Source organism: Spirosoma fluminis, from assembly GCF_054778895.1.
Genome location: NZ_BAAGZD010000045.1, coordinates 25,031 through 47,993, shown reverse-complemented (window position 1 = coordinate 47,993; position 22,963 = coordinate 25,031). Strand labels below are relative to the sequence as shown.

22 protein-coding genes are annotated in these 22,963 nt (G+C 50.8%); 13 read left to right on the top strand and 9 right to left on the bottom strand.

What is annotated here, in order from left to right; genetic code table 11:
* Nucleotides 1–132 precede the first annotated feature (132 nt).
* Nucleotides 133–654, top strand: coding sequence for a 2'-5' RNA ligase family protein (locus ACYVBJ_RS27365; protein ID WP_460985478.1), 522 nt, complete (start codon nt 133–135; stop codon nt 652–654).
* A 33-nt stretch (nt 655–687) separates the two neighbouring features.
* Here the strand turns inward: ACYVBJ_RS27365 and ACYVBJ_RS27360 are convergent, their stop codons facing one another.
* Nucleotides 688–1,050 carry a hypothetical protein gene (locus ACYVBJ_RS27360; RefSeq protein WP_460985477.1) on the bottom strand — a complete coding sequence of 121 codons (363 nt, stop codon included), beginning with the start codon at nt 1,048–1,050 and terminating at the stop codon, nt 688–690.
* Between the two features lie 164 nt (nt 1,051–1,214).
* A complete protein-coding gene (locus tag ACYVBJ_RS27355) occupies nt 1,215–1,457 on the bottom strand; it encodes a TraR/DksA family transcriptional regulator (RefSeq protein ID WP_460985476.1) in 243 nt (80 codons plus the stop codon).
* A gap of 350 nt (nt 1,458–1,807) precedes the next feature.
* Between ACYVBJ_RS27355 and ACYVBJ_RS27350 the strand changes: the two genes are divergently transcribed.
* Nucleotides 1,808–2,020, top strand: a complete 213-nt coding sequence (locus tag ACYVBJ_RS27350; RefSeq protein ID WP_460985475.1) for a hypothetical protein — start codon at nt 1,808–1,810, stop codon at nt 2,018–2,020.
* A 184-nt stretch (nt 2,021–2,204) separates the two neighbouring features.
* Nucleotides 2,205–2,573, top strand: a complete 369-nt coding sequence (locus tag ACYVBJ_RS27345; RefSeq protein ID WP_460985474.1) for a hypothetical protein — start codon at nt 2,205–2,207, stop codon at nt 2,571–2,573.
* Between the two features lie 76 nt (nt 2,574–2,649).
* Here ACYVBJ_RS27345 and ACYVBJ_RS27340 read toward each other — a convergent pair whose 3' ends face one another.
* Entirely contained in the window at nt 2,650–3,441 is a 792-nt protein-coding gene (locus ACYVBJ_RS27340) for a hypothetical protein (RefSeq protein ID WP_460985473.1), read from the bottom strand.
* Between the two features lie 523 nt (nt 3,442–3,964).
* Between ACYVBJ_RS27340 and ACYVBJ_RS27335 the strand changes: the two genes are divergently transcribed.
* From ACYVBJ_RS27335 to ACYVBJ_RS27310, 6 genes are all read left to right on the top strand, one after another.
* Nucleotides 3,965–4,756 (top strand): FecR family protein, encoded by a 792-nt coding sequence (locus ACYVBJ_RS27335; RefSeq protein WP_460985472.1) that lies wholly within the window; start codon nt 3,965–3,967, stop codon nt 4,754–4,756.
* 28 nt (nt 4,757–4,784) lie between these two features.
* Nucleotides 4,785–7,895, top strand: coding sequence for a SusC/RagA family TonB-linked outer membrane protein (locus ACYVBJ_RS27330; protein ID WP_460985471.1), 3,111 nt, complete (start codon nt 4,785–4,787; stop codon nt 7,893–7,895).
* Nucleotides 7,896–7,938: 43 nt separating this feature from the next.
* Nucleotides 7,939–9,636 (top strand): RagB/SusD family nutrient uptake outer membrane protein, encoded by a 1,698-nt coding sequence (locus ACYVBJ_RS27325; protein ID WP_460985470.1) that lies wholly within the window; start codon nt 7,939–7,941, stop codon nt 9,634–9,636.
* 162 nt (nt 9,637–9,798) lie between these two features.
* Complete coding sequence (locus tag ACYVBJ_RS27320) at nt 9,799–10,725, top strand: sugar phosphate isomerase/epimerase family protein (RefSeq protein WP_460985469.1); 927 nt, start codon at nt 9,799–9,801, stop codon at nt 10,723–10,725.
* Nucleotides 10,726–10,777: 52 nt separating this feature from the next.
* Nucleotides 10,778–11,521, top strand: coding sequence for a 3-keto-disaccharide hydrolase (locus ACYVBJ_RS27315; RefSeq protein WP_460985468.1), 744 nt, complete (start codon nt 10,778–10,780; stop codon nt 11,519–11,521).
* A 74-nt stretch (nt 11,522–11,595) separates the two neighbouring features.
* Complete coding sequence (locus tag ACYVBJ_RS27310; protein ID WP_460985467.1) at nt 11,596–12,921, top strand: Gfo/Idh/MocA family protein; 1,326 nt, start codon at nt 11,596–11,598, stop codon at nt 12,919–12,921.
* 57 nt (nt 12,922–12,978) lie between these two features.
* Here ACYVBJ_RS27310 and ACYVBJ_RS27305 read toward each other — a convergent pair whose 3' ends face one another.
* Nucleotides 12,979–14,271, bottom strand: coding sequence for a DUF2851 family protein (locus ACYVBJ_RS27305; RefSeq protein ID WP_460985466.1), 1,293 nt, complete (start codon nt 14,269–14,271; stop codon nt 12,979–12,981).
* A gap of 92 nt (nt 14,272–14,363) precedes the next feature.
* Entirely contained in the window at nt 14,364–15,191 is an 828-nt protein-coding gene (gene pyrF, locus ACYVBJ_RS27300) for an orotidine-5'-phosphate decarboxylase (RefSeq protein WP_460985465.1), read from the bottom strand.
* A gap of 111 nt (nt 15,192–15,302) precedes the next feature.
* On the opposite strand from pyrF, the gene rfbC reads away from it, so the two are divergent.
* Entirely contained in the window at nt 15,303–15,848 is a 546-nt protein-coding gene (gene rfbC, locus ACYVBJ_RS27295; RefSeq protein ID WP_460985464.1) for a dTDP-4-dehydrorhamnose 3,5-epimerase, read from the top strand.
* A gap of 31 nt (nt 15,849–15,879) precedes the next feature.
* Here the strand turns inward: rfbC and ACYVBJ_RS27290 are convergent, their stop codons facing one another.
* Entirely contained in the window at nt 15,880–16,572 is a 693-nt protein-coding gene (locus tag ACYVBJ_RS27290; protein WP_460985463.1) for a type 1 glutamine amidotransferase domain-containing protein, read from the bottom strand.
* Nucleotides 16,573–16,938: 366 nt separating this feature from the next.
* Here ACYVBJ_RS27290 and ACYVBJ_RS27285 point away from each other — a divergent pair, with 366 nt between their 5' ends.
* A complete protein-coding gene (locus ACYVBJ_RS27285; RefSeq protein WP_460985462.1) occupies nt 16,939–17,334 on the top strand; it encodes a hypothetical protein in 396 nt (131 codons plus the stop codon).
* Nucleotides 17,335–17,400: 66 nt separating this feature from the next.
* Here the strand turns inward: ACYVBJ_RS27285 and ACYVBJ_RS27280 are convergent, their stop codons facing one another.
* From ACYVBJ_RS27280 to ACYVBJ_RS27270, 3 genes are all read right to left on the bottom strand, one after another.
* On the bottom strand, nt 17,401–18,954 hold the full coding sequence (locus tag ACYVBJ_RS27280; RefSeq protein WP_460985461.1) for a hypothetical protein: 1,554 nt from the start codon (nt 18,952–18,954) through the stop codon (nt 17,401–17,403).
* Nucleotides 18,955–19,042: 88 nt separating this feature from the next.
* Nucleotides 19,043–20,071 (bottom strand): DUF6807 domain-containing protein, encoded by a 1,029-nt coding sequence (locus tag ACYVBJ_RS27275; protein ID WP_460985460.1) that lies wholly within the window; start codon nt 20,069–20,071, stop codon nt 19,043–19,045.
* 126 nt (nt 20,072–20,197) lie between these two features.
* Nucleotides 20,198–20,815 (bottom strand): hypothetical protein, encoded by a 618-nt coding sequence (locus ACYVBJ_RS27270; RefSeq protein ID WP_460985459.1) that lies wholly within the window; start codon nt 20,813–20,815, stop codon nt 20,198–20,200.
* Between the two features lie 398 nt (nt 20,816–21,213).
* On the opposite strand from ACYVBJ_RS27270, the gene aat reads away from it, so the two are divergent.
* Nucleotides 21,214–21,843, top strand: coding sequence for a leucyl/phenylalanyl-tRNA--protein transferase (gene aat, locus ACYVBJ_RS27265; protein WP_460985458.1), 630 nt, complete (start codon nt 21,214–21,216; stop codon nt 21,841–21,843).
* An 86-nt stretch (nt 21,844–21,929) separates the two neighbouring features.
* The gene (gene proB / locus ACYVBJ_RS27260; protein ID WP_460985457.1) at nt 21,930–22,961 is read left to right on the top strand and encodes a glutamate 5-kinase; all 1,032 of its coding nucleotides are present in this window, start codon (nt 21,930–21,932) and stop codon (nt 22,959–22,961) included.
* The last annotated feature ends 2 nt before the right edge of the window (nt 22,962–22,963 follow it).

Here is a 22,963-nt window from a genome sequence, read left to right as displayed (position 1 = left end):
ACTCGTTTAAATATTTAGATTTAGTAGAAAAAGTATAGGTCATTCGAACATAATCCAACGCATCTGAGCAAAACTCAGTTACAAACAGATTCAAACAGGATCTGAACTTTGCTGAAAAAATTTGGAAACGCTATGCAGTTGTATTTCGTAGCTTTACTGCCTGGTCTGGCCATTCAGGATGAAGTGACCCATTTTAAGCGGGAAGCGCAGGCTCGGTTTGGTTCAGGTCATGCGTTGAAGTCGCCCCCGCACGTTACGCTGATTCCTCCATTCCGAACCGATCGGACTTCATTTTCAGCGTTGCAGGATTTCGCGGAGCAACAACTGCCCTTTTCGGTTCAACTGATAAATTTCGGTCGGTTCGGTAGCCGCGTTATTTTCGTTCATGTTGCGGAGGAGCAGGCGCTTCTGGACTGTCAGCAGCAGTTGGCTTCGTTTTGTCACCGTCAGTTGGACGTACCGCTCGATTTACGGCCGTTTCATCCGCACATGACAGTGGCCTTTAGAGATTTAAGCCGATCAACGTTTTCGGAAGCGTGGGCTTACTTTTCAGCCCAACCGTACGAGCGCCTGTTTACAGCCTCGGCTCTTACCCTGCTCAGGCATAGTGGGCAGAAATGGGAAATTGTAGAGGAATTTCCGTTTGGTGTGTAACGTCAAAAACCTTACCTGGATAGTCCATCTCTTTTACTGGACGCGTTTCCGCAGCAAATACACGTAGGTGGTAGGTTCCTCTTTGCTCGATGTTACGTTCGAGCTAACCAGTTCCCAGCCGTTCTGCACCATGAAATTCAGCGCGTCCATCACGGAATTGAACTTCCTGGCAACAGCGTCCTGTCCACTAATCTGCTGTGAATTCGCCGTCGTGAATTTAGGCTGACCGTAATCAATCCAGATGCGCGTACCGCTGAAGATTGTCCGGTTTATGCCGATCAACTGACAGTACGTTATCGTTTGCTCATTGACATTAACACCATCGACGAACACTTGCGCACTCGCCTGATAAGCTACCAGTAAACCAAGGGTTAAGGTGATCAGGATGGTTTTCATAGATAAAAGAATTCTTACGAGTAAAGCAAGTAACACCCGGCGGCTTAATAAATGAATTAACCATCCTGCTTTTTAGCCTATCTGCCTGGCGGCTGTGCGCTCCATCGGGTTGAAAAACAAAAAGCCGCTCCTTGTCAGAACGGCCGTGCGCCAAAGTTGATCAGCTAATTGCGTTTCTCGCGTGTCATGGACAGCGAAGCGCCAGTACCGCGACGCGCCTGCATCTTCTGCAAACGGGATGCCTCCTGCTGCGACATAATCTGAAGCGCCGAATACTCCGTCTTACCGGTGATCAACGGAAAACCAGCCACCCGCTGAGCGGACGAACAATGCACACAAGTTCTGGCGGTCGGAAGGGCTTTCAAGCGCGCTTCAGGAATCGGATTACCACACTTTATACAGTACATAACGTTGGTTTGTTTGTCATATAAATAACACACATGAGCGCTATATAGTGCATTTTTCACCTAAAAACACAGCCAGATAAGTATTTGACAAACAGTTACTTATCACGCATTACGAGCTAAATTTCCCAGATAGCTCAATGGTAAAAACCAATCTTAAAAAGGGGGTAAACAGACGTAAACATTACGTATGTACAGAGACCTATCTATGCGAATAGCTTCACTACATACATGTTCGTTTAGCCTTACTAATGAATGTCAGGCTTTCCATCCACTTCTCCCTGGCTCATTACGAAAACAAAGAGGTTGATTGACGTGTCTACTACGTATTGGCTAACCAACTCAACCCGATCATGAGCAAGACCCGAAGAGACCGTTCTGATATTCAGGTAGGTAACCTGGAAAAGAAACATGACCTACAACCGGGCACCATCCGCAATCCCGACCATACCGATGCCCGATCCGACAAAGAGTTGGGCAAACTCCAGCGCGAGTATGGAGAGCAGGCCCTGAAAGACACCTTAGATCCCCAAAACCAGCCATCGGCAAACGAACAGACGAACTGAGCACTGTACCACTTTAAGCCAAAGCAGGCTAATTTCAGCTAACAACACTGCTAGCAGAACGCCCATACGTTTGGGTTGGCCCGGCTACGGCCGAAATTTGCAACGCCCCTATTACCCCATTGCCAGCGCCTTTTCCCTATTATCACCTTGGATCAATCACAAACTGATTTGTAGCTATTTTTTTGTGACGACAATAAACAACAAACCCGTAAAGCCGGAACTGCACGGCATTATTGATTATGTATTCGCAGGTGTTCAGCTGTTGGTTCCGTCGGTGATGGGCTTAAATGCGAAAGCGACCAGAACGTATCAGGCGTTGGGGGCTGGCTTTCTGGCGGTCAACGCCTTAACGGACACACCGGCTGGTATCAAACCCGCGCTTACGTTTAAAGAGCACCAGAAATTGGATGCGACTTTTTTGGTCGGTCAAACGCTGATGGCCCTGGTTCCCTTTATTCGCAATGATAAAAAAGCGCTCGCGTTTCATCTGGGCTTTCTGAGTGGCGCTATTGCGCATTACGTCCTGACCGACTACGACGCAGGCACTAAATAGAAAGATTGACGATCAACAGGGTAGTGACTACTATAAACGCGCCCCAACAAGCTGACCGGGTAGCAGCCGCCGATAGTTATTTTCGCTTTCGTCGCTGCCGCCAGGTCTTTACATCACTGGTTAAGTTTTCCAGGAAAAAAGACGGCCCGATGGATATATAAAAGCCCGAGTAATTGATCTGGCTCTCGGGTACGTCCCTCTTTAGAATAAACCGGTACCCCGTCAGCACATTGAAGCCAAACCAGTGCAGCGGCTTAAACCAACGTAACGCCGGAAATTGATATGCCGCTGCCACGCCAACCCCGGCCGGAATAAAAACTCCCCGCGCCACTTCGTATTCGTTGGGCAGGTTTTTGTTGACTTCGTATCGAGAATGACCATATCCGATTTCGAGCGGTAAACTTACTTCAAACGCGTTCCGACGTAATAAGTAGCGTTCATAAAAAACGGTTACAATACGTAGGTGCCGCGTAACCGTCTCATCCGTTCCCGGCAACAGGCCGGGGCGGTTCAAGCGCTGATTAACAAAATAGAACCCAGCTCCAGCCTTGAAACTTGCCGGCCGACCACTGGCGAGCGCCGGTCGCGGATGGCTCGCAGGAAACAAAAAACCCGCCCGAATCCCATACACGCTAACGGGCACCCGGTGATTTTCGTTGTCCCGGGTGTCGTTGAAAAAGAAAAAGCGCTGGTCAGTTGACGCTGTGAACGTAAGCGACTTGGGCTGGGCCAACTCAGGCGCCCGGTCCGAATTTGGCGGCTCTACCTTTAAATGAGTTAGTGCTTCAACGGACGCCTTGGTTTGCGCTGAAGCTATTCCAGGAATACTAATCCAGATAATGAGTAAAAGATGCCTGCACAGGCTCATGAGAGTTCATACCGTTGATGAGAACATAACGAAGAAGGCCGACAATGGTTATAAGTCTCTTAATCAATCGGACAAATTACCATACCCTGGAACTGACCAGTGGATTCGACTCCATCTGATTCTGATAACCTCACAGAGCCAGCAGGGGCCGGGCGACGTCCGGGCTAGTTACCGTGCACAGTCTTCCATCAAGGGATCTGCTGCCAGCCAGCGAATCGCAGCCGTTTACGTAATAACCGATCGGCTCTCGCTACTACCTTCCTTTTAATTCTATCGGCTGAAGTGATCTTACTTTCTAAACTAACTGACAATCACTTTACGAACAAAGGATAATCAACTATCTATCAATAAATTATCTCATAAATAATAAACTTTAGCAGCCTTCTCTATCCTAAAAAACTGCCTAAAGAACGAAAGCTATAAATTTTACCCGCTTTAAAAATGACTCTTTTTTTACCCAGATCCTTATAAGTAGAACTGCTTAAACCCTGCTCTTTTTGGGTGAAAGTCAACATACTAAACCGTGTCCCGTAAGCCCTACTCTGTTTATACCGCTGAGGAGTTCGCCCTCGACGACCTGTTTGTCCGTTGGGTGCAGCACCCCGACGACGAAGAGGTGGTAGCGTATTGGGAGGGCTGGCTGGCGGCAAACCCAGCTTGTGGGGATACGGTCGAAACGGCGCGTCTGATCATTCTGGAAGGAGGTCGTCCTGCGCTTCCCGCCCTGACAACGGATGAGATTTCGTCAGTATGGGGGCGCATTCGGGAATCGCTTCAAACGATGGAAGACGTTCGCCCGTTGCAGCCTGATGTCCGGGCCGTGGTAGGCTGGTGGTATTTCATACGTACGCTGGCTGCGGTTTGTGGGGTTGTAGGACTGATGGGATGGGCCTTATGGATGCAGTACGGTCCAAATCAATCCGTCCGGACGGTAGCCACGCAGCCGGGTCAGATTCGACTGATTCGATTGCCCGATAACTCAACGGTAAAATTATACGGAAGCAGTGCCGTTCGCTTTGCCCGTCAATGGACCGACGAAACGCCACGCGCAGTCTGGCTATTGCAGGGTGAAGCTGATTTTTCGGTTACGCATCGAAGTGATACGTCGTCGGCCCGTTTGTTCCGCGTACACACGAACGATCTGACGGTAGAAGCAGTAGGCACCAGTTTTCGGGTTCGCCAGCAGCCAAAATGTACGCACGTAGCGCTGACGTCGGGGCGAATCAATTTATTAGTTAAGCAACAAAAGCCAATTCGGCTTCAGCCCGGCGACTCTGTCGAAGTAGAAGCAGGGACAATACAACCTTTACCTTGATTTCTAATCTCTTAAATCTGTACCTATAATGAATAACCTGTTTACCTCACCGCCACCGCGACCGTGGCTGTCTTTGCTTGGCCTAACGGCGTTAACCCTGCTCGGCCAACCGGTGTTCAGCGCTCCCAAACCGAACTGGACAACCGTCGAAAACCCCACCCAGGAACGCCTGGTAAGTGGTAAAGTTTCCTCCGGCGACGACAACCAGCCGCTGCCGGGCGTCAGCGTAGCCGTTAAAGGTACTACGCGTGGTACTACCACCGATGCCAACGGTGAGTATCGGATCAGTGTCCCTTCCAATAACGCCGATTTAGTTTTCTCCGCCGTAGGATTTGTGTCTCAGGAAATTACAGTCGGTAACAAGTCCACCCTGAACCTCACGCTGACAACGGACACCCGGTCGCTGAACGAGGTAGTTGTGATTGGGTATGGTTCGCAGAAAAAGAGCCAGACAACGGGGGCCATTTCGTCCGTTACGCCCAAGCAGATTACCGAACAGCCCATTACCAACATTGGCCAGGCCATGCAGGGCCGGGTAGCGGGGGTAGACGTAGCGCAGTCGGGTAGTCGGCCGGGCTCAGTGCCAACGATTCGGATTCGGGGACGTCGTTCGTTCAACGCCGGTAACGACCCACTCTACGTAGTGGATGGTATTCCGCTGGCGAGAGAGTATGAAGACGTCAACCCGAACGACGTGGCCTCGATGGAAATCCTGAAGGATGCGACCGCAACGGCCATCTATGGCGCACGGGGTGCCAACGGGGTTGTGCTGGTTACGACGAAGCGGGGGAATCCTAACGGTAAAACAACCATCACGTACGATAATTACGTGGGCGTTACCGACGCGCTGGATAAAGTACACCTGTTCAGCGGTTCTGAATTTGCCGAGTTCGTTCGGGAAGCGTATCGGACGACAAATAACTACAAAGACGCCAACGGCAATCCGGTTCCGACGGGAGTAGCTGACCCGTACGCAGACTCGAAAGTAGCCGTGCTGGGTGGTGACCCCAACGTAGCAGCCGGGCTAGCCGCCGGACGTAATACAGACTGGCAGTCGCTGCTTCTTAAACAGGGTTTCCAGCAGAACCACACAATCGGCGTTCAGGGTGGCAGCGAGAAAACCCAGTTCTATATTTCGGCCGGTTATTTCCAGGATAAAGGAATCATGCCGGGCCTGGATTTTACCCGCTACTCGCTACGTGCCAATATCGATCACCAGATCAATCGGGTGCTTAAAGTAGGGGTTTCCTCTTACATGATGTATAGCCTGCGCAATGGCGAGTCACTGAACCCGTATAACTTTACCCTTCAGCAAAATCCGCTTGGACGTCCTTACGATGACAACGGAAACCTGATTTTCTCGCCTACGAATGACGCGTTACTGACCAATCCGCTCGCGGAAGTTATACCGGGCGCTCAAATAGAAGAACGGAAAAAGTACCGGATCTTCAACAGTATTTATGCCGAGGTAAACATTCTCGACGGCTTGAAATACCGGGTTAATTTCGGCCCTGATTTCACCATCAACCGGTTTGGCCGCTTTATCGGTTCGCAGACAAATGCCCGGAAATTTGGTGACCCACAAGCTTCCTATACCAGTACGTTCAACTTCGATTACACGCTGGAGAACGTAGTGACGTATAACAAGAAGTTTGGTGATCATAATCTTGGCATCACCGCCCTGCAATCCATTCAGCGCGATAATTCCGAAGGTAATACCATTCAGGTGCAGGGGGTTCCGGCCGAATCGCAGCAGTTCTACAACGTAGGCAACGCGAGTTCGGTATTAGGTGTCGGTAGTGCCCTGGTTCAATGGACGATCAACTCGTTCATGGGTCGGATCAACTACGATTACAAAGACAAGTACTTACTGACGGCTACGTTACGCCGGGATGGATCGAGCCGGTTTGGGGAAAACACGAAATACGGTAACTTCCCCGGTATTGCGCTGGGCTGGAATATCAGTAATGAAGATTTCATGAAAGGTTCTTCCTGGGTCGATTTATTGAAACTTCGGGTTAGTCATGGCTCAGTAGGTAACCAGGGCGTAGCACCGTACCAAACCCAGGGACTGCTGGGACGTACCGTGTATGCATTTGGGACTACACCGGCCTACGGATACCGCCCCGAAACGATCGGAAACCCTGATCTGCGCTGGGAAACCTCTACTACGACCAACGTTGGTGTTGACTTCAGCCTCTGGCGGGGCCGGGTAGCGGGTTCCATTGAACTGTATAACACCCGGACAACGGACCTGCTGCTTTCGGATTTGCTGCCTACGTCAATTGGCTTTAACGCGGTAACTAAAAACATCGGCGAAACCAACAACAAAGGCATAGAAGCCAGTATATCGACCGTGAACGTGAACACGAAGAGCGGCTTTAAATGGACGTCCGACATTGTGTTCACTAAAAACACCGAAGCCATTATCTCGCTCTTCAATGGCGCAGTTGACGACGTAGGCAACAAACGTTTTATTGGCAAGCCTCTGACCGCCTTCTTCGATTACAAGAAAGCAGGCATTTGGCAAACGAATGAAGCCGATGCTGCTAAGTCTTACCAAAGCGCCGTGGGCCAGATTAAAGTACAGGACACCAATAACGACGGTAAAATTACGGCCGACGACCGCGTGTTCTTGGGCTCCGATATTCCAACCTGGAGTGGTGGGATTACAAACCGGTTCAGCTATAAAGGATTTGACCTGAACTTCTTTATCTACGCGCGGGTCGGTCAGACCATTCTAAGCGGCTTCCACCGGGACAACAACCAACTGGCGGGCCGGTACCAGCAGATCAAAGTCGATTACTGGACCCCCAACAATCCAACCAATGAGTTCCCACGGCCAAACTCGAGCCAGGAATTTCCCGTCTATAACGGTGCTATTCTGTACTTCGACGGTACGTTCGTGAAGGTGCGGAATATCAACTTTGGCTACACATTCCCGGCCAGCATTACGTCGAAACTTCGTATGCAGTCGCTCCGTTTGTTTGCCAGCATTCAGCAGCCATTCATCTTTTCGAGCTACCGGTCGAAGTATAACGGTGTTGACCCGGAAACAAGCGCGAGTGATGGTGTTGTCAGCAACGGTGTTGTACCGGCTACCCGGGTTACGACTTTTGGTTTAAACGTTAAATTCTAAACACGGGTACCTGCTTGCCCCACGTTTTAAAAGTATATAAACTATGAACTCATTTTTTTCACCAAAATCATTCCGTATCCTGGCGCTATCGGCTCTCTTGTTGAGTGGACAGGCCTGCAAGGACGTACTGGATGAGAAAGTAATCGCCCTGATCGGGAACGATTACATCAACACGCCCAAAGGCTTTGAAGATGCCAGTAAGGCGGCTTATTCGTCGTTACGTAATTTTTACGGTTCGGAGCGTGGACTGACCATGACTGAATACGGCACGGATATCTACCAGGCTGGTGCCGACGGAAGTTATAAAGGGTTTCACTTCTATGATACCCAGATGAACAGCTTCGTCGACATCATTCAGCAGATGTGGGAAGAGTTGTATAAAGGAATAAATACGACCAATGCGGTGATTGAGCGTGCTCCGGCCGCTACCGTTTCAGATGCCATCAGAAAACAGCGGGTTGCGGAGATGAAGTTTCTGCGGGCGCACTATTACTTCATTCTGGTGCAGCAGTTCGGGCCGGTTGACCTGCGCTTGAAAGAAACGCTGGGGCCCACGAAAGTAACCAGCCGGGCCTCCGAAGCCGATATTTACAAGCAGATCACGGCTGACCTGGAAGCAGCGATCCCTGATCTGCCCGCTGTCAAAGCAGCCGCACAGGGTGCCAGCGATTACGGACGGGCTACTAAAGCGGCCGCTGAACACCTGCTGGCTAAAGTGTACCTGACCAAAGCTACCTCCTCAGCCAAGGCCACCGATGATTATGCCAAAGCCGCAACCTACGCGCAGAACGTAATCAACAACTATACACTGAAGCTGCTGCCCGATTTTGCCAGCGTATTTGCTCAGGGTGGAGGTGAAATCAACGACGAAGTTGTCTTCTCGGTGCAGTACACAACGGACCCGCTCACCAATATTAATACGGCAAACACGAATAACGGCGACGGCAATAAGCTGCACTTGTACTTCGGGATGCAGTACGACGTGCAGCCGGGTATGAAGCGCGACATCGCCAATGACCGGCCCTTTAAACGGCTGCGTCCAACCATGTACTTGCTCGAAACCGTTTTCAAAGATCGCGTGAATGACTCCCGGTATAAAAAAACGTTCAAGGATACATGGCTGAGCAACAACCCCGGTGCGAACCTGAATACCTCGTTCGACAACAGTAAGGCGAAGATGACCTTGAAAGCGGGGGATACTGCCATTTACATTCCAGGGGTAGAATGGACCGTGGCACAGCGGGCCGCTAAGCCTTACCAGGTTTTGGTGCCCAGTGCTTATACGGCCGCTTTATTCCCGACGCTGCAAAAATTTCTGGATCCGACTCGTCCTGACCTGACCTATGAACAGGGCAGCCGCGATTTTATCACCTTCCGGTTAGCCGAAACGTATCTGATTCTCGCCGAAGCGCAACTCAAACAGGGTAAAACGACCGAAGCAACTACCGCTCTCAACGCGGTACGTCGGCGGGCGGCCTGGCCGGGCAAGGAAGCGGCCATGGAACTCGCAGCAGCCGACGTAACGATGGAAACGATCTACGAAGAACGCGCGCGCGAACTGGCCGGTGAGCAAACCCGCTGGATGGATCTCAAACGCTGGGGAATATTGGTGGAACGGGTAAAAAAATACAACCCGGATGGCGCTGTTAACGTAAAAGAGACGCATAACCTTCGACCCATTCCGCAGACGCAGATTGACCGAACCGAGAAATCAGGGTTCACCCAGAATCCCGGATTCTAAATACGAACAGCAAAAGAGCTGATAGCAATATTGGCTCTTTTGCTGCTTTGTACAAGTAGAACTCCCGCCAACGAGGCTTGTTTTACGTAGTTAGTATCTCTATTACTTTGTTTTATCATCGGTAAGCGCAGCAGTCGCGTTTGCCACTTATTCGACTTTCCTATGCAGGAGACTGTAAACAGACGACAGTTTCTCACCACAGCAAGCCTGTCGGCTCTGTCTCTATTGGCGGGCACACAACGGCTGTTTGCCGGTGCAGCCATTCCTAAAGGCTTGAAGATTGCTTATTCGGCTATTACGTGGGGAGGTAACGATGCGCAGGCCATCACGGATTTAGCTTCGCTTGGTTACCGGGGCATCCAGCTTCGCGCCAATACGTTTGCTCCGTTTAAAACCAAACCCTCGGAGCTAAAAGCGTTGCTCGATCAGCACAAGCTATCGCTGGCCATGTTTTCGAGTGGCAATGTTGACATTGATCCGGCTAAAGAACAGAGCACCATCGATATGCACGTAGCGCATGCCAGCTTTGTAAAAGCACTAGGCGGCTCGGCGTTTCAGATGACCAACAATCTCCGTCAGAAGGACAGGCTCCCAACCACGGCGGAGTTGAAGCGGTTAGCCGCCGTGATGAATGAAATTGGGAAGCAAACGGCCGATATGGGCGTTCAGGCTACGTATCACAATCACATGCATCAGTTTGGCGAAACGCCCGAAGAAGTAGATGTGATTGTGCAGGCCATGAATCCCAAGTACTGCAAACTGCTGCTCGACATTGCCCATTATCGGCAAGGTGGCGGTCAACCCGAAAAGGCGGTCAAGCAGTACAAGGATGTCATTCACGCCCTGCATTTAAAAGATACGATGTCGCCACGGCCAGACAAGCCCGAAGATCCGAAAGCCTATAAATTCGTAGAGCTTGGTCGCGGTAACGTAGATGTGCCTGCCGTCTTTAGGGCACTGGAGGACATTAAGTTTTCGGGCTGGGGCATCGTCGAACTGGACGGGGTGCCGGAGAAAGATAAAACGCCCCTTCAGTGCGCGCAGATCAACAAAGAATACATCACCCAAACGCTTAAATTTCCGCTATAACCAGTGAATGAGCCGTTTAAAACGAACTCGTTCATTCTTTTGCTCATTACGTATGAAACACCTGATTGTAACCGGCCTGCTTCTCACCACGCTGCTGGCCGCTGAAAAGCCGCAGACGCCGAACACCCTCACGGATAAAGAAAAGAAAGAAGGCTGGAAGTTGCTCTTCGATGGTAAAACAACCAATGGCTGGCGTGGGGCTTACAAAGATAAGTTTCCCGACAAAGGCTGGACTGTCGACGGGGGTGCCCTGACGATTCAGCAGTCCGACGGTTCGGAATCGCAGAGTTTCGGCGATATTGTTACCGATGGGGAATACAGCGATTTCGATCTGGTGTTCGATTTTAAACTGACCGAAGGTGCCAACAGCGGCCTTAAGTATTTTGTCGTGGAACAATCGCCCAAACCCAAAGGCTCGGCGTTCGGCCTGGAATTTCAGGTTCTGGACGACGCTAAGCATCCGGACGCTAAAATGGGCCGAAACGGCAACCGTACAGTCGGTTCGCTTTACGACCTGATTCCGGCCAAAGACAAAAAAGCCAATCCAATCGGGGAATGGAACACGGGGCGCGTTGTCTCAAAAGGTAAGCATGTCGAACACTGGCTCAATGGTAGCAAAGTAGTCGAGTATGAGCGGGGCAGTGAGCAGTTCCGGGAGTTGGTAGCCATGAGCAAATACAAAGCACCGGAATACAACGCAAACGGCCGGTTTGGCGAAGCGTCCAAAGGCCATATTCTGTTGCAGGATCACGGCAATAAAGTATCGTTCCGGAATATTAAAATCAGAACTCTTTGATAAAGAGCGGTAAACTTTCTCGACCGCTGTCTTTATCAAAAAGCTAGCATTCAACTTTTAACGTCCTGAATCACATGGAAAATCGTCGTGAGTTTATAAAGAAATCAGCTTTGGCGGGGCTCGGCATGAGTTTCTCGGCCAGTAGCTACGCCCGGATCATCGGCTCGAACGAACGCGTTCGGGTTGGTATTGTTGGTTTCTCAGACCGCTTCCGGCAATCGCTGGTACCGGCCTTTGCCGAACATGCCAAAGGCCAGAACTTTACCTTCGTTGGTGTATCCGACATCTGGAACCGCCGTCGCGAGGAAGCAGAGCAGTATCTAAAAGGGAAAGGGCTGATCGACAGTTCGTTTTTCAAGGCCCGCAACAACGACGAACTCTTCGACCGCAAAGATGTTGATGCAGTCATCATTTCAACGGCCGACTTCCAGCACGCCCTGCATTGTGCAGCAGCGGTTGAGTCGGGCCGGGATGTTTACTGCGAAAAACCTTTTGCCGAATCGCTCGACGATGCCCGTAAAGCCTTAAAGGCGGTAGAGGCCAGTAAAAAAATCGTTCAGATCGGCTCGCAGCGCAGGTCTGCTCCAAACTACCACGCAGCCAACGAATTTATTCGGTCCGGCAAGTTCGGCGACATCACGATGGTCGAAATGACCTGGAACGTGAACCAGCCGGGTCGCTGGCGCCGTGCTAAACTCGTATCCGAGATTCGGAAGGAAGACACCGACTGGGATCGGTACCAACTTAACCGGCCTAAGGTAGCGTGGGATCCGCGGAAATACCTGGAGTTCCGGTTGTTCTACCCCTATTCATCGGGTATTCCGGGTCAGTGGATGTCGCACCAGATTGATACGGTCCACTGGTTCAGCGGTCTGGATCACCCACGTAGCGTTGTTGCCAACGGTGGCATCTACAGCTGGAAAGACGGACGTACCAATGCCGATACGTTTACGGCGGTGTTCGACTACGGTCCGGATAACGACAAAACGAAGGGATTCCAGGTGCTTTATTCGTCGCGGATGAACAACGAAGCCGGTGGCGTAAAAGAGTATTATTATTCCAATGGCGGCATGATCAATCTGGATACCAACAAAATTTCACCCGATGGTGGTCTTGAAGCCCGGTATGCCAAAGAAATGAACATGGAGGCTAATCTGCTGCCAACGATGGCGCTCGGTCAGGCTGCCAAAGTAGAAACATCGGCCAACACCGGTGGCGACCCCATGACTTCGCTGCACATGCTGAACTGGATGGAGTGTGTACGTAGCCGTAAAGAGCCAAACGCTCCGGCCCGCGTCGGATTCAACCATTCCGTAGCCAACATCATGGCAACCATGGCTCTGCATACGGGAAAACGCGTTACGTGGGACGCTACCAAACAAGACGTCATCATGAGCTAACAGAGTTAGTCAGTTTGAGTGAACGGGTGAGCCAATGCATTGGCTCACCCGTTTTGTTTATCCCTTTAGCAAGCCAGCCCCTATCTGGCAGCTTAGGCACTTCTTAAGCGAGCAGAACTCGTTGTACAATTCGATCGACGCCTGCGAGTCGAAAGCCGTATGGATGCCTAAACCAAGCTTATCCCAACCCTCAGTCAAGTGGTTTTTCTCAGCGGGTAGCTGCTCTAATAACGCGATGGCCCGGTCTACGTAGGCAGGCTGACCCCGATGATGGGCGTAAGCGGCCAGTAAGGGCACTACGGTATTGATCACTATATTTTCGGCCGAAGTTAATCCCAGAACCGGCGCTCCTTTCTCTGTGCTTTTCCCAAAGCGATAATGCGACTCCCAATACGTCGATGGTGTCACCTGCAAGGATTTAAGCAGTATCTCGGCATCACCTGAGCCAACGAACAAAGAAAATAAGCTGGCGTGCTTCGTTACCAGTCGCGCAAACTGTGCTAAGCGCAACGTAGGAAAATTAGCGGGCCGAAGCCTTCCCCACTTCCAGCTGTGGCCGGTTACCTCTTTATCGCTCAGGTTGTATTTAACCGCCAGAAACCGGTATTCGCGTTGCAGGGTCGCTACGTACGTATCGGGTTCTTCAACGTTTAACAAACCCGCCGTCCCAAACAGCATGGCTTCAGCCTGGAGCAGTACGTCCCGATGTTTCAGAATGGCTTTTAGGGGTACCGCCCGACTTAGCTGGGCCATTGGCTCAGCGTTAATTTTGAAACCCATATTTACGGCCAGCAGTCGGTAGGCAGTTTCTTCCCAATCACTACCGGTCTGCTCAAATAGGGTTTGAACGGCCGAGGCCTTGCGCTCCATCCGCTGAAGCATGGCCTTATCAAGCATCGACGTAAGACGTAACGGCTGTACTGATCGAAACTGACCCGCGCATGGAATAGTATCGGGCGACTCCTGCAATGCCAGATAGCGATCTATGTAAGAAGGCTGCGTTCGTAGACGAAGCTCAAGCGTTGGCAGTGGCGTACCATTCGCCCGATCTACACGACGCCCATTTACCGGGCGATCATCCTCCCAGACGACGTGCAGAATGACGTTGTCGTAGGCTCGATCGTGCTGGTGGCGATGCGCCAGCCAGTCCGACGTTCTGGTGTGCATTTCAACCGTGCCGACCCAGTCAACCTCGCCAATCAGCAGGCGGGCATTTGTAAAGTCGGGTCCGGCATCTCGATTGCGAAAACCAGGATGCAGTACCTGTATGGAATCGCCGTCGGTAGTGGTCAGGCTGGTTTTATCAAAATACTGGTACTGCCACAGAAAATAAAGAAAGGCTTCTGGCACGGGGGAGAACAATTTGTACGTGGTGTCTATCAATCCAGTTCTCCAAGCGTGAGTATACTAAAGATGCGGTCTAATATACAAAGAATCTTAATTTAAGCTGTAAACGCCTTCAGATAACCGGCCATTTCCTGCTGAAGCGCCTGCGCTTCTTCCCGCGCCCGCTGAGCGAAATCCTCGCCATTGGAAGCATACAAAATACTTCTTGACGCATTAACCAGCAGGCCACCGTTTGCCGTCAGGCCCCGCTGCGAAACTTCAGCCAGGTTACCGCCCTGCGCTCCTACTCCCGGAACCAACAAAAAATTATCGGGAGCAATTTCCCGAATTCGGCTCAATTCGTCGGCCCGCGTCGCCCCGACGACAAACATCAGTCGATCAGCATCTGCCCAGGTTTGAGCCGTTTGAATGACGATCTCGAATAACTCCTGCTCGCCTACGGGTTGTCGCTGGAAATCTGCGCTGCCTGGGTTAGAAGTTAATGCCAGAAGAATTACCCACTTCCCCTCGTATTCCAGAAAGGGCGTTACCGAATCGTGACCCATGTAAGGCGCAACGGTGATCGAATCGAAGTTCAGCCCTGCCGCAGAGGGGTCAAAAAACGTACGGGCGTACAGACCCGACGTATTGCCAATATCGCCCCGCTTGGCGTCGGCAATCGTAAAGCAGTCGGAAGGTATGTACTCCACTGTTTTCTGGAGACTCTCCCACCCACGCGGCCCCTGCGCTTCATAAAACGCGATGTTCGGTTTATAAGCTACAGCAAACTCGGCGGTAGCGTCAATAATGGCTTTGTTGAAGGCAAAAACCGGGTCCGGTTCAGCTCGTAAATGAAGGGGTAACTTGCGGAGATCGGTATCCAGACCGACACAGAGATAAGATTGTTTCCGGAAAATTAAATCTCTTAACTGCGAATAATTCATGCCAACGCACAGAGCCTTAAGCTAAATTGGCCCCGGTCAAAAGTACGAACTCCGGTTTCAGTTTCATAAATTTGCCGACGAGACCAACTATTTTTACCTAAAAAACTTCTTATGCAAGTTCGGCAAACGCCCATCGAAGGCCTCATTGAATTGATTCCACGCGTGTTTGAAGATGAACGGGGCTATTTCTTCGAGTCGTACAACAAGCCTCTTTTCGCATCACTCGGCCTGCCTATGGAGTTTGTCCAGGATAATCAGTCGTTTTCGGTGAAAGACGTGCTACGTGGTCTGCACATGCAGAACGAACCGTTCGCGCAGGGCAAATTAGTGCGCGTTGTCAGCGGTCAGGTGCTGGACATCGCCGTTGATCTTCGGATCGACTCGCCTACGTTCGGTCAGTACGAAACGTTCCTGTTGGACGCTAAACTTGCCAATATGGCTTATATCCCGGAAGGGTTTGCCCACGGATTTGTCGCTTTGGAAGACAGCATCTTCAGCTACAAATGCACGAACGTGTATAACAAAGCGGCTGAATCCGGTATTCGGTGGGATGACCCGGACTTGAACATCAACTGGGGTGTAAGCAACCCACTGGTCTCGGACAAAGATCAGGAACTCAAATACTTACGGGAGGTATTTCCCCACGTTATTGTCTGATACAAACTAAAAACGGGCTCAGGCCCGTTTTTTATTTTTCATACATTTCTTCCATAACCTTGCGGCCAACCTTTCGCGCCGAAAGCGGATTTTGCCCTGTAACGAGCCGCTCGTCGACTTCAATGTAAGGCAGGAATGGAATCAGGCTCTTGCTGTACAGGGCATTTTTCTGCTTCAACGCATCTTCGAGCAGAAAAGGCACTTCTTCATCAAGCCGAACGAGTTTCTCTTCCATGTTTGAGAAACCCGTTACCTGCCGGTTGTCAATCAACGGTGAGCCATCCGAAAGCTTTACGTTGAGCAGCCCACTGACCCCGTGACAAACGGCCGCAACCATGCCGCCGTTCTCGTAGATATGCCGCGTAATGGTTTGCAGTACGGGATTGTTCGGAAAGTCCCACATGGTGCCGTGCCCTCCCGTGAAATAAATAATCTGATAATTGGCGGGATTGACTTCGTCCAGGCGGAGCGAATGGTCTAGTTTCGAACGGAACGTCGGGTCGTTATACCATTTTTCGTTGATCGTGTCGCGCCGGTCGAAGCTTTTTTCATCGATAGGCACCGGTCCGCCTTTCGGACTGGCAATATCGTAGGGTAAGTTACGATCAGCCAGTTCATCGTAGAAGTGAGTAGCCTCACTCAGCCACAATCCGGTTTTATGCGATTTGGTCGGGTAATCGGTGTGGTTCGTACAAACGATAAGGGCGCGGTAGGTAGGATCCATAGTTCAGTTTGGCGATTAGCGGTTTGAAGCTTGCAGTTTACCGATAAACTTCAAACCACGGGGTTCAGACTATACCGCTGCCTTGACGTAATACATAAGCGGTAGACGACCTGTAGTTTGATAAAGTACCGAATGTAATCTACATACTGAGATAGTACTGAATTGGAACGTAGCAAAGCGCAAAATCACTCCTTTTGCCCAGCGAGATTTTTCGTGGTGTCCGTTAAACCTTGTTTGTATTATTCTTATCTAATAATTGGTTTAAGAGCAATAAGGCAGATAAAAATTTTCTGATTTTAGGAAATAGCAATCAATTTACTGACTGTTTTTTTATATTTGTTTATTAACCGTACAGTACTGATCGCCATGAAAACCATCACTTATGAGTCACTTCGGGCTGAACATGCCTGGATGATTGTATCCGACCAATTACAGCAACGTAATAACATGCTGGCCAAAAGTATTTCTCATATGGAACGTAACCCTACGGAGTTACCAATGGCCAGCCGGTTGATGATGCTTCGGTATCACCTTAAAATGAGCCTGCGTCAACTCACTCAGGAGGCCCGACGGCTTGCGCAAACCAGTCAGGATCCTGATCGCGTTCATCAGCAGTGGCTGCACGTACACCAACTGTTCTTTCTACTGCGCCAGATCGACACCGAGCTAAACCAGGCTTCGGACGAGAACAGTACGCTTCGGGCCTGGATCGAATCGCTCGAAGGACGCGTGTACCGATCCGCGCTGGTTCACCTGAATTAATCAACTCATCCTTCATAAAAAAGGCTTCAGAAGTCTCTTCTGAAGCCTTTTTGTACTACAGTATCGCTACCCCTTTCGATTGCCGACTACGTAGCGTAGCCTTTGCGAACGCACCGGAGCACAACCCGGTTCGCAAGGAACCTCAACCACCGGATCGCCGGGTCCCGGCTCAACTACCTGATCAATAGGACCTGCCGCGCTTGTAGCAATCCACTCGAACTCAGCCCAGCCATTAATCGACGGGCCCTCAAAAACAGGTCTGAATATAAGCTGTCCGATGTTGTGGTTCAGCCAGTTTTCGTTTTTGCTTAAATCGATCTCGTACGTATGGAACTGCCCGTCGTTTATGATTGGGAAGTCAGCGTATCGGTCACCGGTACCATACAAGGTCACATCCTCGGCTCTTCGCCAGTTCAGTCGAAACGTATTGTGCTGCGTCTGGAAAGCGGCTCTAAGGTATATTTTTGGATTTTCGCGTCCTTTCCAGAAGGCGAAAGGCGATTTGATCTGGTTGTTTCTGCTGTCGTTTAGAATGATATGCAGCTTTCCGTTGATTGGCCAGCCTGTATCCTGTGTTTTGTAATAATACCACCCCTTTCTTGACGTATCAAACCGGTAGTTAGGTCCTGGCAGCGGACGGGGCCGCGAGTATATGTAATTTCTGATCTCGGTCAGGTTACCCACAATGAGTTCATAATCCCATTCATGGACCAGGTTATGATCGAGTACTAGATAATTGGTTGCACCTATGTACGATGCATCAAAACTAAACTCGTTACCAGCCAGATCGGAACCAAAATATCCTTTCTTCCAGTCGTAATTGTTCGGCACGTACATCCCAACGCCATACCCGTAGTCATTGGTAGACGCCATCCAGGGTTCAGTGGGCAGAACGTCGCTGAAACTGGTTGGGGGACGTACCAGATCCAGGTTATCGTTCGTGAAGGGTCGGCCACCTCTGTAGTACCACATATTGTGGTAGTCACCATTCAGGTACGCGCATGGCATTTCCTGCTGGCGGGCTTCGTACTGATTTCTGTCGGAACGAGACATCACGACTTTCGCGTGCACTTTCACTACGTTACCTTCCAGCCGTAACCAGTGTTCAATGGTTGCTTCACCCGGTTCGTTATTGATCCCGAACTGCTTGGGGATCGTTTTAACATATAGCAGGTTACTTTCTTTTTGTATCGCTACTACTTCCGAAGGGTTGTTATATGTATCGCCCGCCTGAATCGGGTTCCAGCCAAGACCGGTCCAGGCGGGTGCTCCGTTTTTCGAGTAATCGGTCGGTCCGCTATACAGGGCAATCTGTACCTGACGGCCAAGGTCCGGGTTATTTACCATGTTCTCGGTACGTACCTGGCCATTATGACTATCCTTAAAGGCCAGATACGTCAGCGCCCCCCCATACCGGGTATCGACTCCTACGCGAATTTTGTCGTTTTCAATGGTCTGTAAACCAGTTAACGCCACCTTTTGCCCGGTAGTTGAAGGCGTATAAAGCTGGCGAGGAGCAGCTCCTCTTGGCTGAGCAAATGCGGAGTGAGCAAGCAGAAGGCAGGCCACAACACAGGCAACGTATCGATGCAGTGAACCGGGGATTGGTAAGTAGGGCATACAAGACCAGTACATTTTGGGTACCAGTCAGGGCGAGTTACAAATAATATGCCAAATGAACCGAAATCTCCTATTACGATAACTCGTGTTACTGCCTTGCCAGTTCATTAACTTTAGAATCTGGCAAATCGCCCGAGCGAACGAGCAATCGGTACCGGAACGTAACGGATTTACCAGCCGGAAGTGTGTAGTTCATGGCCGGTGCTTTGCCGTTGGTGAAGACGGACGGGCCAAGCGGGTTAGCGGCAAACAAACCGTATCCTCTGGCGTGCCAGTACGTAGGATACCCTACATTCTGCGGATGATCCATCAGGACAACCGACAGTGCTTCGCCCCCAACTGTACCGGTTAACTTCACCCACTGACCGCGCGTTCCCCAAACCGCATCCCCTTTTACCCCTTCACTGCTTTGGTACATGCCCGTTACCCCGGCATTGTCCAGTACCGGCACTTTGGTAGCTACGCCCTGTGCATCAGTAAATACCTCGGGTTTGGTAGAAGGTTGTTCGAGCTGACGGGCCAGCCGCAGCGCGATCATGCCTTCTTTGTTGTCTTTGAATACTACGTCTTTGTCGGCTGCTTTCAATACCGTCACCCGGTCGATTGTGCGGTCGGTAGCGGTCGCTTTGAACTGAAACGTGGTTGTTTCCTGCACCATCACCTTGCCATCCTTGTCAAGCCAATCGGCGGTAACAGTCAGTTCGCCCTGGTCCTTGCCACTCTTCATGGACTTCACGCCCGTATGCACTATCGTTCCAAATGGTCCTTTGTGCTCAGGGCCAATGTCGGTTGAGTTGTTCCAGAAATCGTGGCCGTTTACGTCACCATAGTTAAACCACATGCCAACGTGGTGCGGATGGTCAACGCGCTCTCCGGGCCGAGGGTCCATTGGCCAGCCCCGCGTAATGAAGTTCCCCCCCGCCGATACAATTGGGTACAGCACCGGCTTCTTCAATACGGATGGACCCGGATAAATGTAAGCGGTAAACGGTTTACCATCTACCGTTACGTCGACGCGCTTTTGAGCCTGGTTATGAGTAACTTGAATTTGATTGGACTGGGCCTGCGCCGATAAAGCCGACGTAGCAAGTAGAAGAGAAAAAACGAGTTGACGCATCGAGATATAGAGTTAGCGGAAAAGCTGAATGACAATCGATTCGGTTTCGGAATACAAAAAGCCCCGGCTTAAAAAAGTCAGGGCTATCTGTTTGCTACTGTTAGCAACGTCAAAAGATGCAGCCGATTAATTGCCTAACAGGATTTTGTTGGTTACTTCCTGGTCGATGGTGATGTAGCCGGGGTAATTAACGGCCTTGTTACCCAGCGCCAGCGTTGGCTTAATTCGAATAGTGAGCTTCGAGGGTTTGGTGTTTGCCGCCCCGGATAAATTCTGGACGAGCTGCGAAAAGGCATCGCGCGTTTTCGGATCGGTCAGTAATTGAAACGCATTTGTGCTCAGTCGAACGGGCACGCGGGTCCGGCCACCACCGGGCTGCACTTCGATCCGTTGATTCAGAAATCCGTTAAACAGCTCCTGACCAGCCAGCAGCACCCGGTATTCCAACTGATTGATACCCGCCAGCTTGTTGGTTGGATTCGTAATATCGAGGTTGATCCGGGCGTCCAGCGGTACGTTACGGGTCAGCAAACCCGCGGCTATTCGCGGGTACCGCGCCGGATTGAGATCCTCCAGTTTGCGAAACTCCCGAATATCGGTACCAGCCAGAAACACACTGTCGGCGGAGGCAATCGTATAGCGACAATCGCCCAGGGCTTTCGCCTGCGATAATTGCTGGTTCACGCTACAGCGGCTAAACAAAAAGGGCATAGCCACCAGCATAAAAATAAGTCCTTTCTTCATGGTTGATTCAACTCGTTTAGATGATAAACGTTCGACAGGGGTCAAAGTGTTTGGTTTAATCGTTCTTAACAAACGGGCGTGTTCAGAATTTAGAAAGCTGGATAAGGGAGAAATAGTTTTTGTCATCCCTTGCAGACTCGGGATGACAAAATTCTTCTCAAACTGAAACCCTAAACCGCTTAGATTTTCACAAACGTTGGAAGTAAGGGCTAGTGCGGCTGCTTACAATGCAATTTATCGTACGTCTATTAACGTCTAAGAAATAGGCAGACAGCCTGCGGTCCTGAATTAAACTTGATTGAGAAGTTGTTCACTACGCAGTTGGTAAACTCCAAAACCGGGACTTACCAACGGTCAACTATTTTTTTATCTTTGCCTGTAGACACATCCAACGTTTCATGAACAAGCTGACCGCCGACGACCTGATTTACGGGTACATCAACGGTATCTTCCCGATGGCCGATGCCGACGGTACGCTGTATTGGTACGCCCCCGACCCCCGGGCGGTTATCCCGATTGATACGTACAAACCGGCCAAGTCACTTCGTCCTGTCCTGAACCGCAATGCGTTTGAGATCCGGATAAACACCGATTTTGAGCAGGTGATGAGACAGTGCGCCTTGCCCCGGTCGGAAGACGACAGTGTCTGGATTTCAGATGAAATTATTGAAGCCTATACCGAATTGCACCGGTTGGGTCTTGCGCACAGCGTTGAAACGTATATGGATAACCGTTTAGTGGGTGGTCTGTACGGCGTGGCGCTCGGAGCCGTTTTCTTCGGCGAATCCATGTTCCATCAGGTCAGTAATGCGTCGAAAGTTGCTTTTCACTACCTGATTCTGATTCTGAGAGAGCAACAGTTTACCCTACTTGATACGCAGTTTATTAATGATAATGTCCGGCGCTACGGAGCCATCGAAATCCCGAAAGCGGACTACCTGCGGCAATTGAAAACAAGCCTCCGTCAGAAAGCGCGCTTCACCGAGAACGTACTGGAGCACCTGTTTAAGAACCATGCCGGGGATTAATTGGGTTTGGTTGTTGGCTGGTTTGTATGTTTGCGACGCGGTTGCAGATTCACTAACCCAATCAACGGTCAAACACTCAAACAGCCTTGAAACCCGTTCTTGTCATTAAATTCGGCACAGCGTCCATCACTAAACCCACTGGCGAGCCAAACGAACCCGTCATGGTGGACATTGCCCGTCAGGTAGCCGCTTTGCATACTCAATACCGCATCGTCCTGGTTTCATCCGGGGCAGTTGGTGCGGGCAAGTCCCTGATTCACGAGTACCGGGGCGACATTACCCAGCGTAAGGCCGCAGCCGCGATTGGCAACCTTATCCTGCTGAATCAGTATTCCCGTTTCTTCTCGATCTATGGTATTTCCATTGCGCAGAGCTTATGCGAACGCCATCACTTTGCCCACCGCGACCAGTTTCTTCAGCTCAAGCAGACCTACGAGGAACTCTGGGACAATAACATCATTCCAATTGCGAACGAAAACGACGTAGTCAGTAGCCGCGAACTCAAATTTTCGGACAACGACGAGCTGGCAACGCTCATTGCGGTCGGCTTCGGGGCCGAGGCACTCATGCTGTGTACGTCGGTGGGTGGCTTGTTAGATGCCAATGGACAGATTATCCGGCAGGTAACGCAGTTCAACGAAGAGGTGTTTGGCGTAGTCCGCACGGATAAATCGTCGCTGGGATTGGGCGGCATGGCGTCTAAGCTTACGTTCGCCAAGCTGGCCACCCGAATGGGCATTCGAGTCGTCATTTTTGGGCTGAACGAACCCGATAGCCTCAGGCAGGCATTACGTGGCGAAACGGGCACGAACTTTACTCCGTCCGAAACGTCGCTTTCGGCTCGGAACCGCTGGCTGGCGAGTGGCAGCTTAGTCGTTGGACGTGTGCAGGTCGATGCCGGAGCCGTTCGGGCTTTACAACAACGAAGAAGTTTGCTGGCGGTGGGCATCCGCGCCATTCTGGGTGAATTTGCCGCCGGTGAGATGGTTGAAATCTGGGATGAGCGCGATGAAGCCGTGGCCGTAGGCCGCGCCCGCATTTCGTCAGAAGTGCTCACGCAACAACTTAATCAGCAGAATATTGAGGTAGCCAATGCCAATGATATTGTACTTTTGTAGGT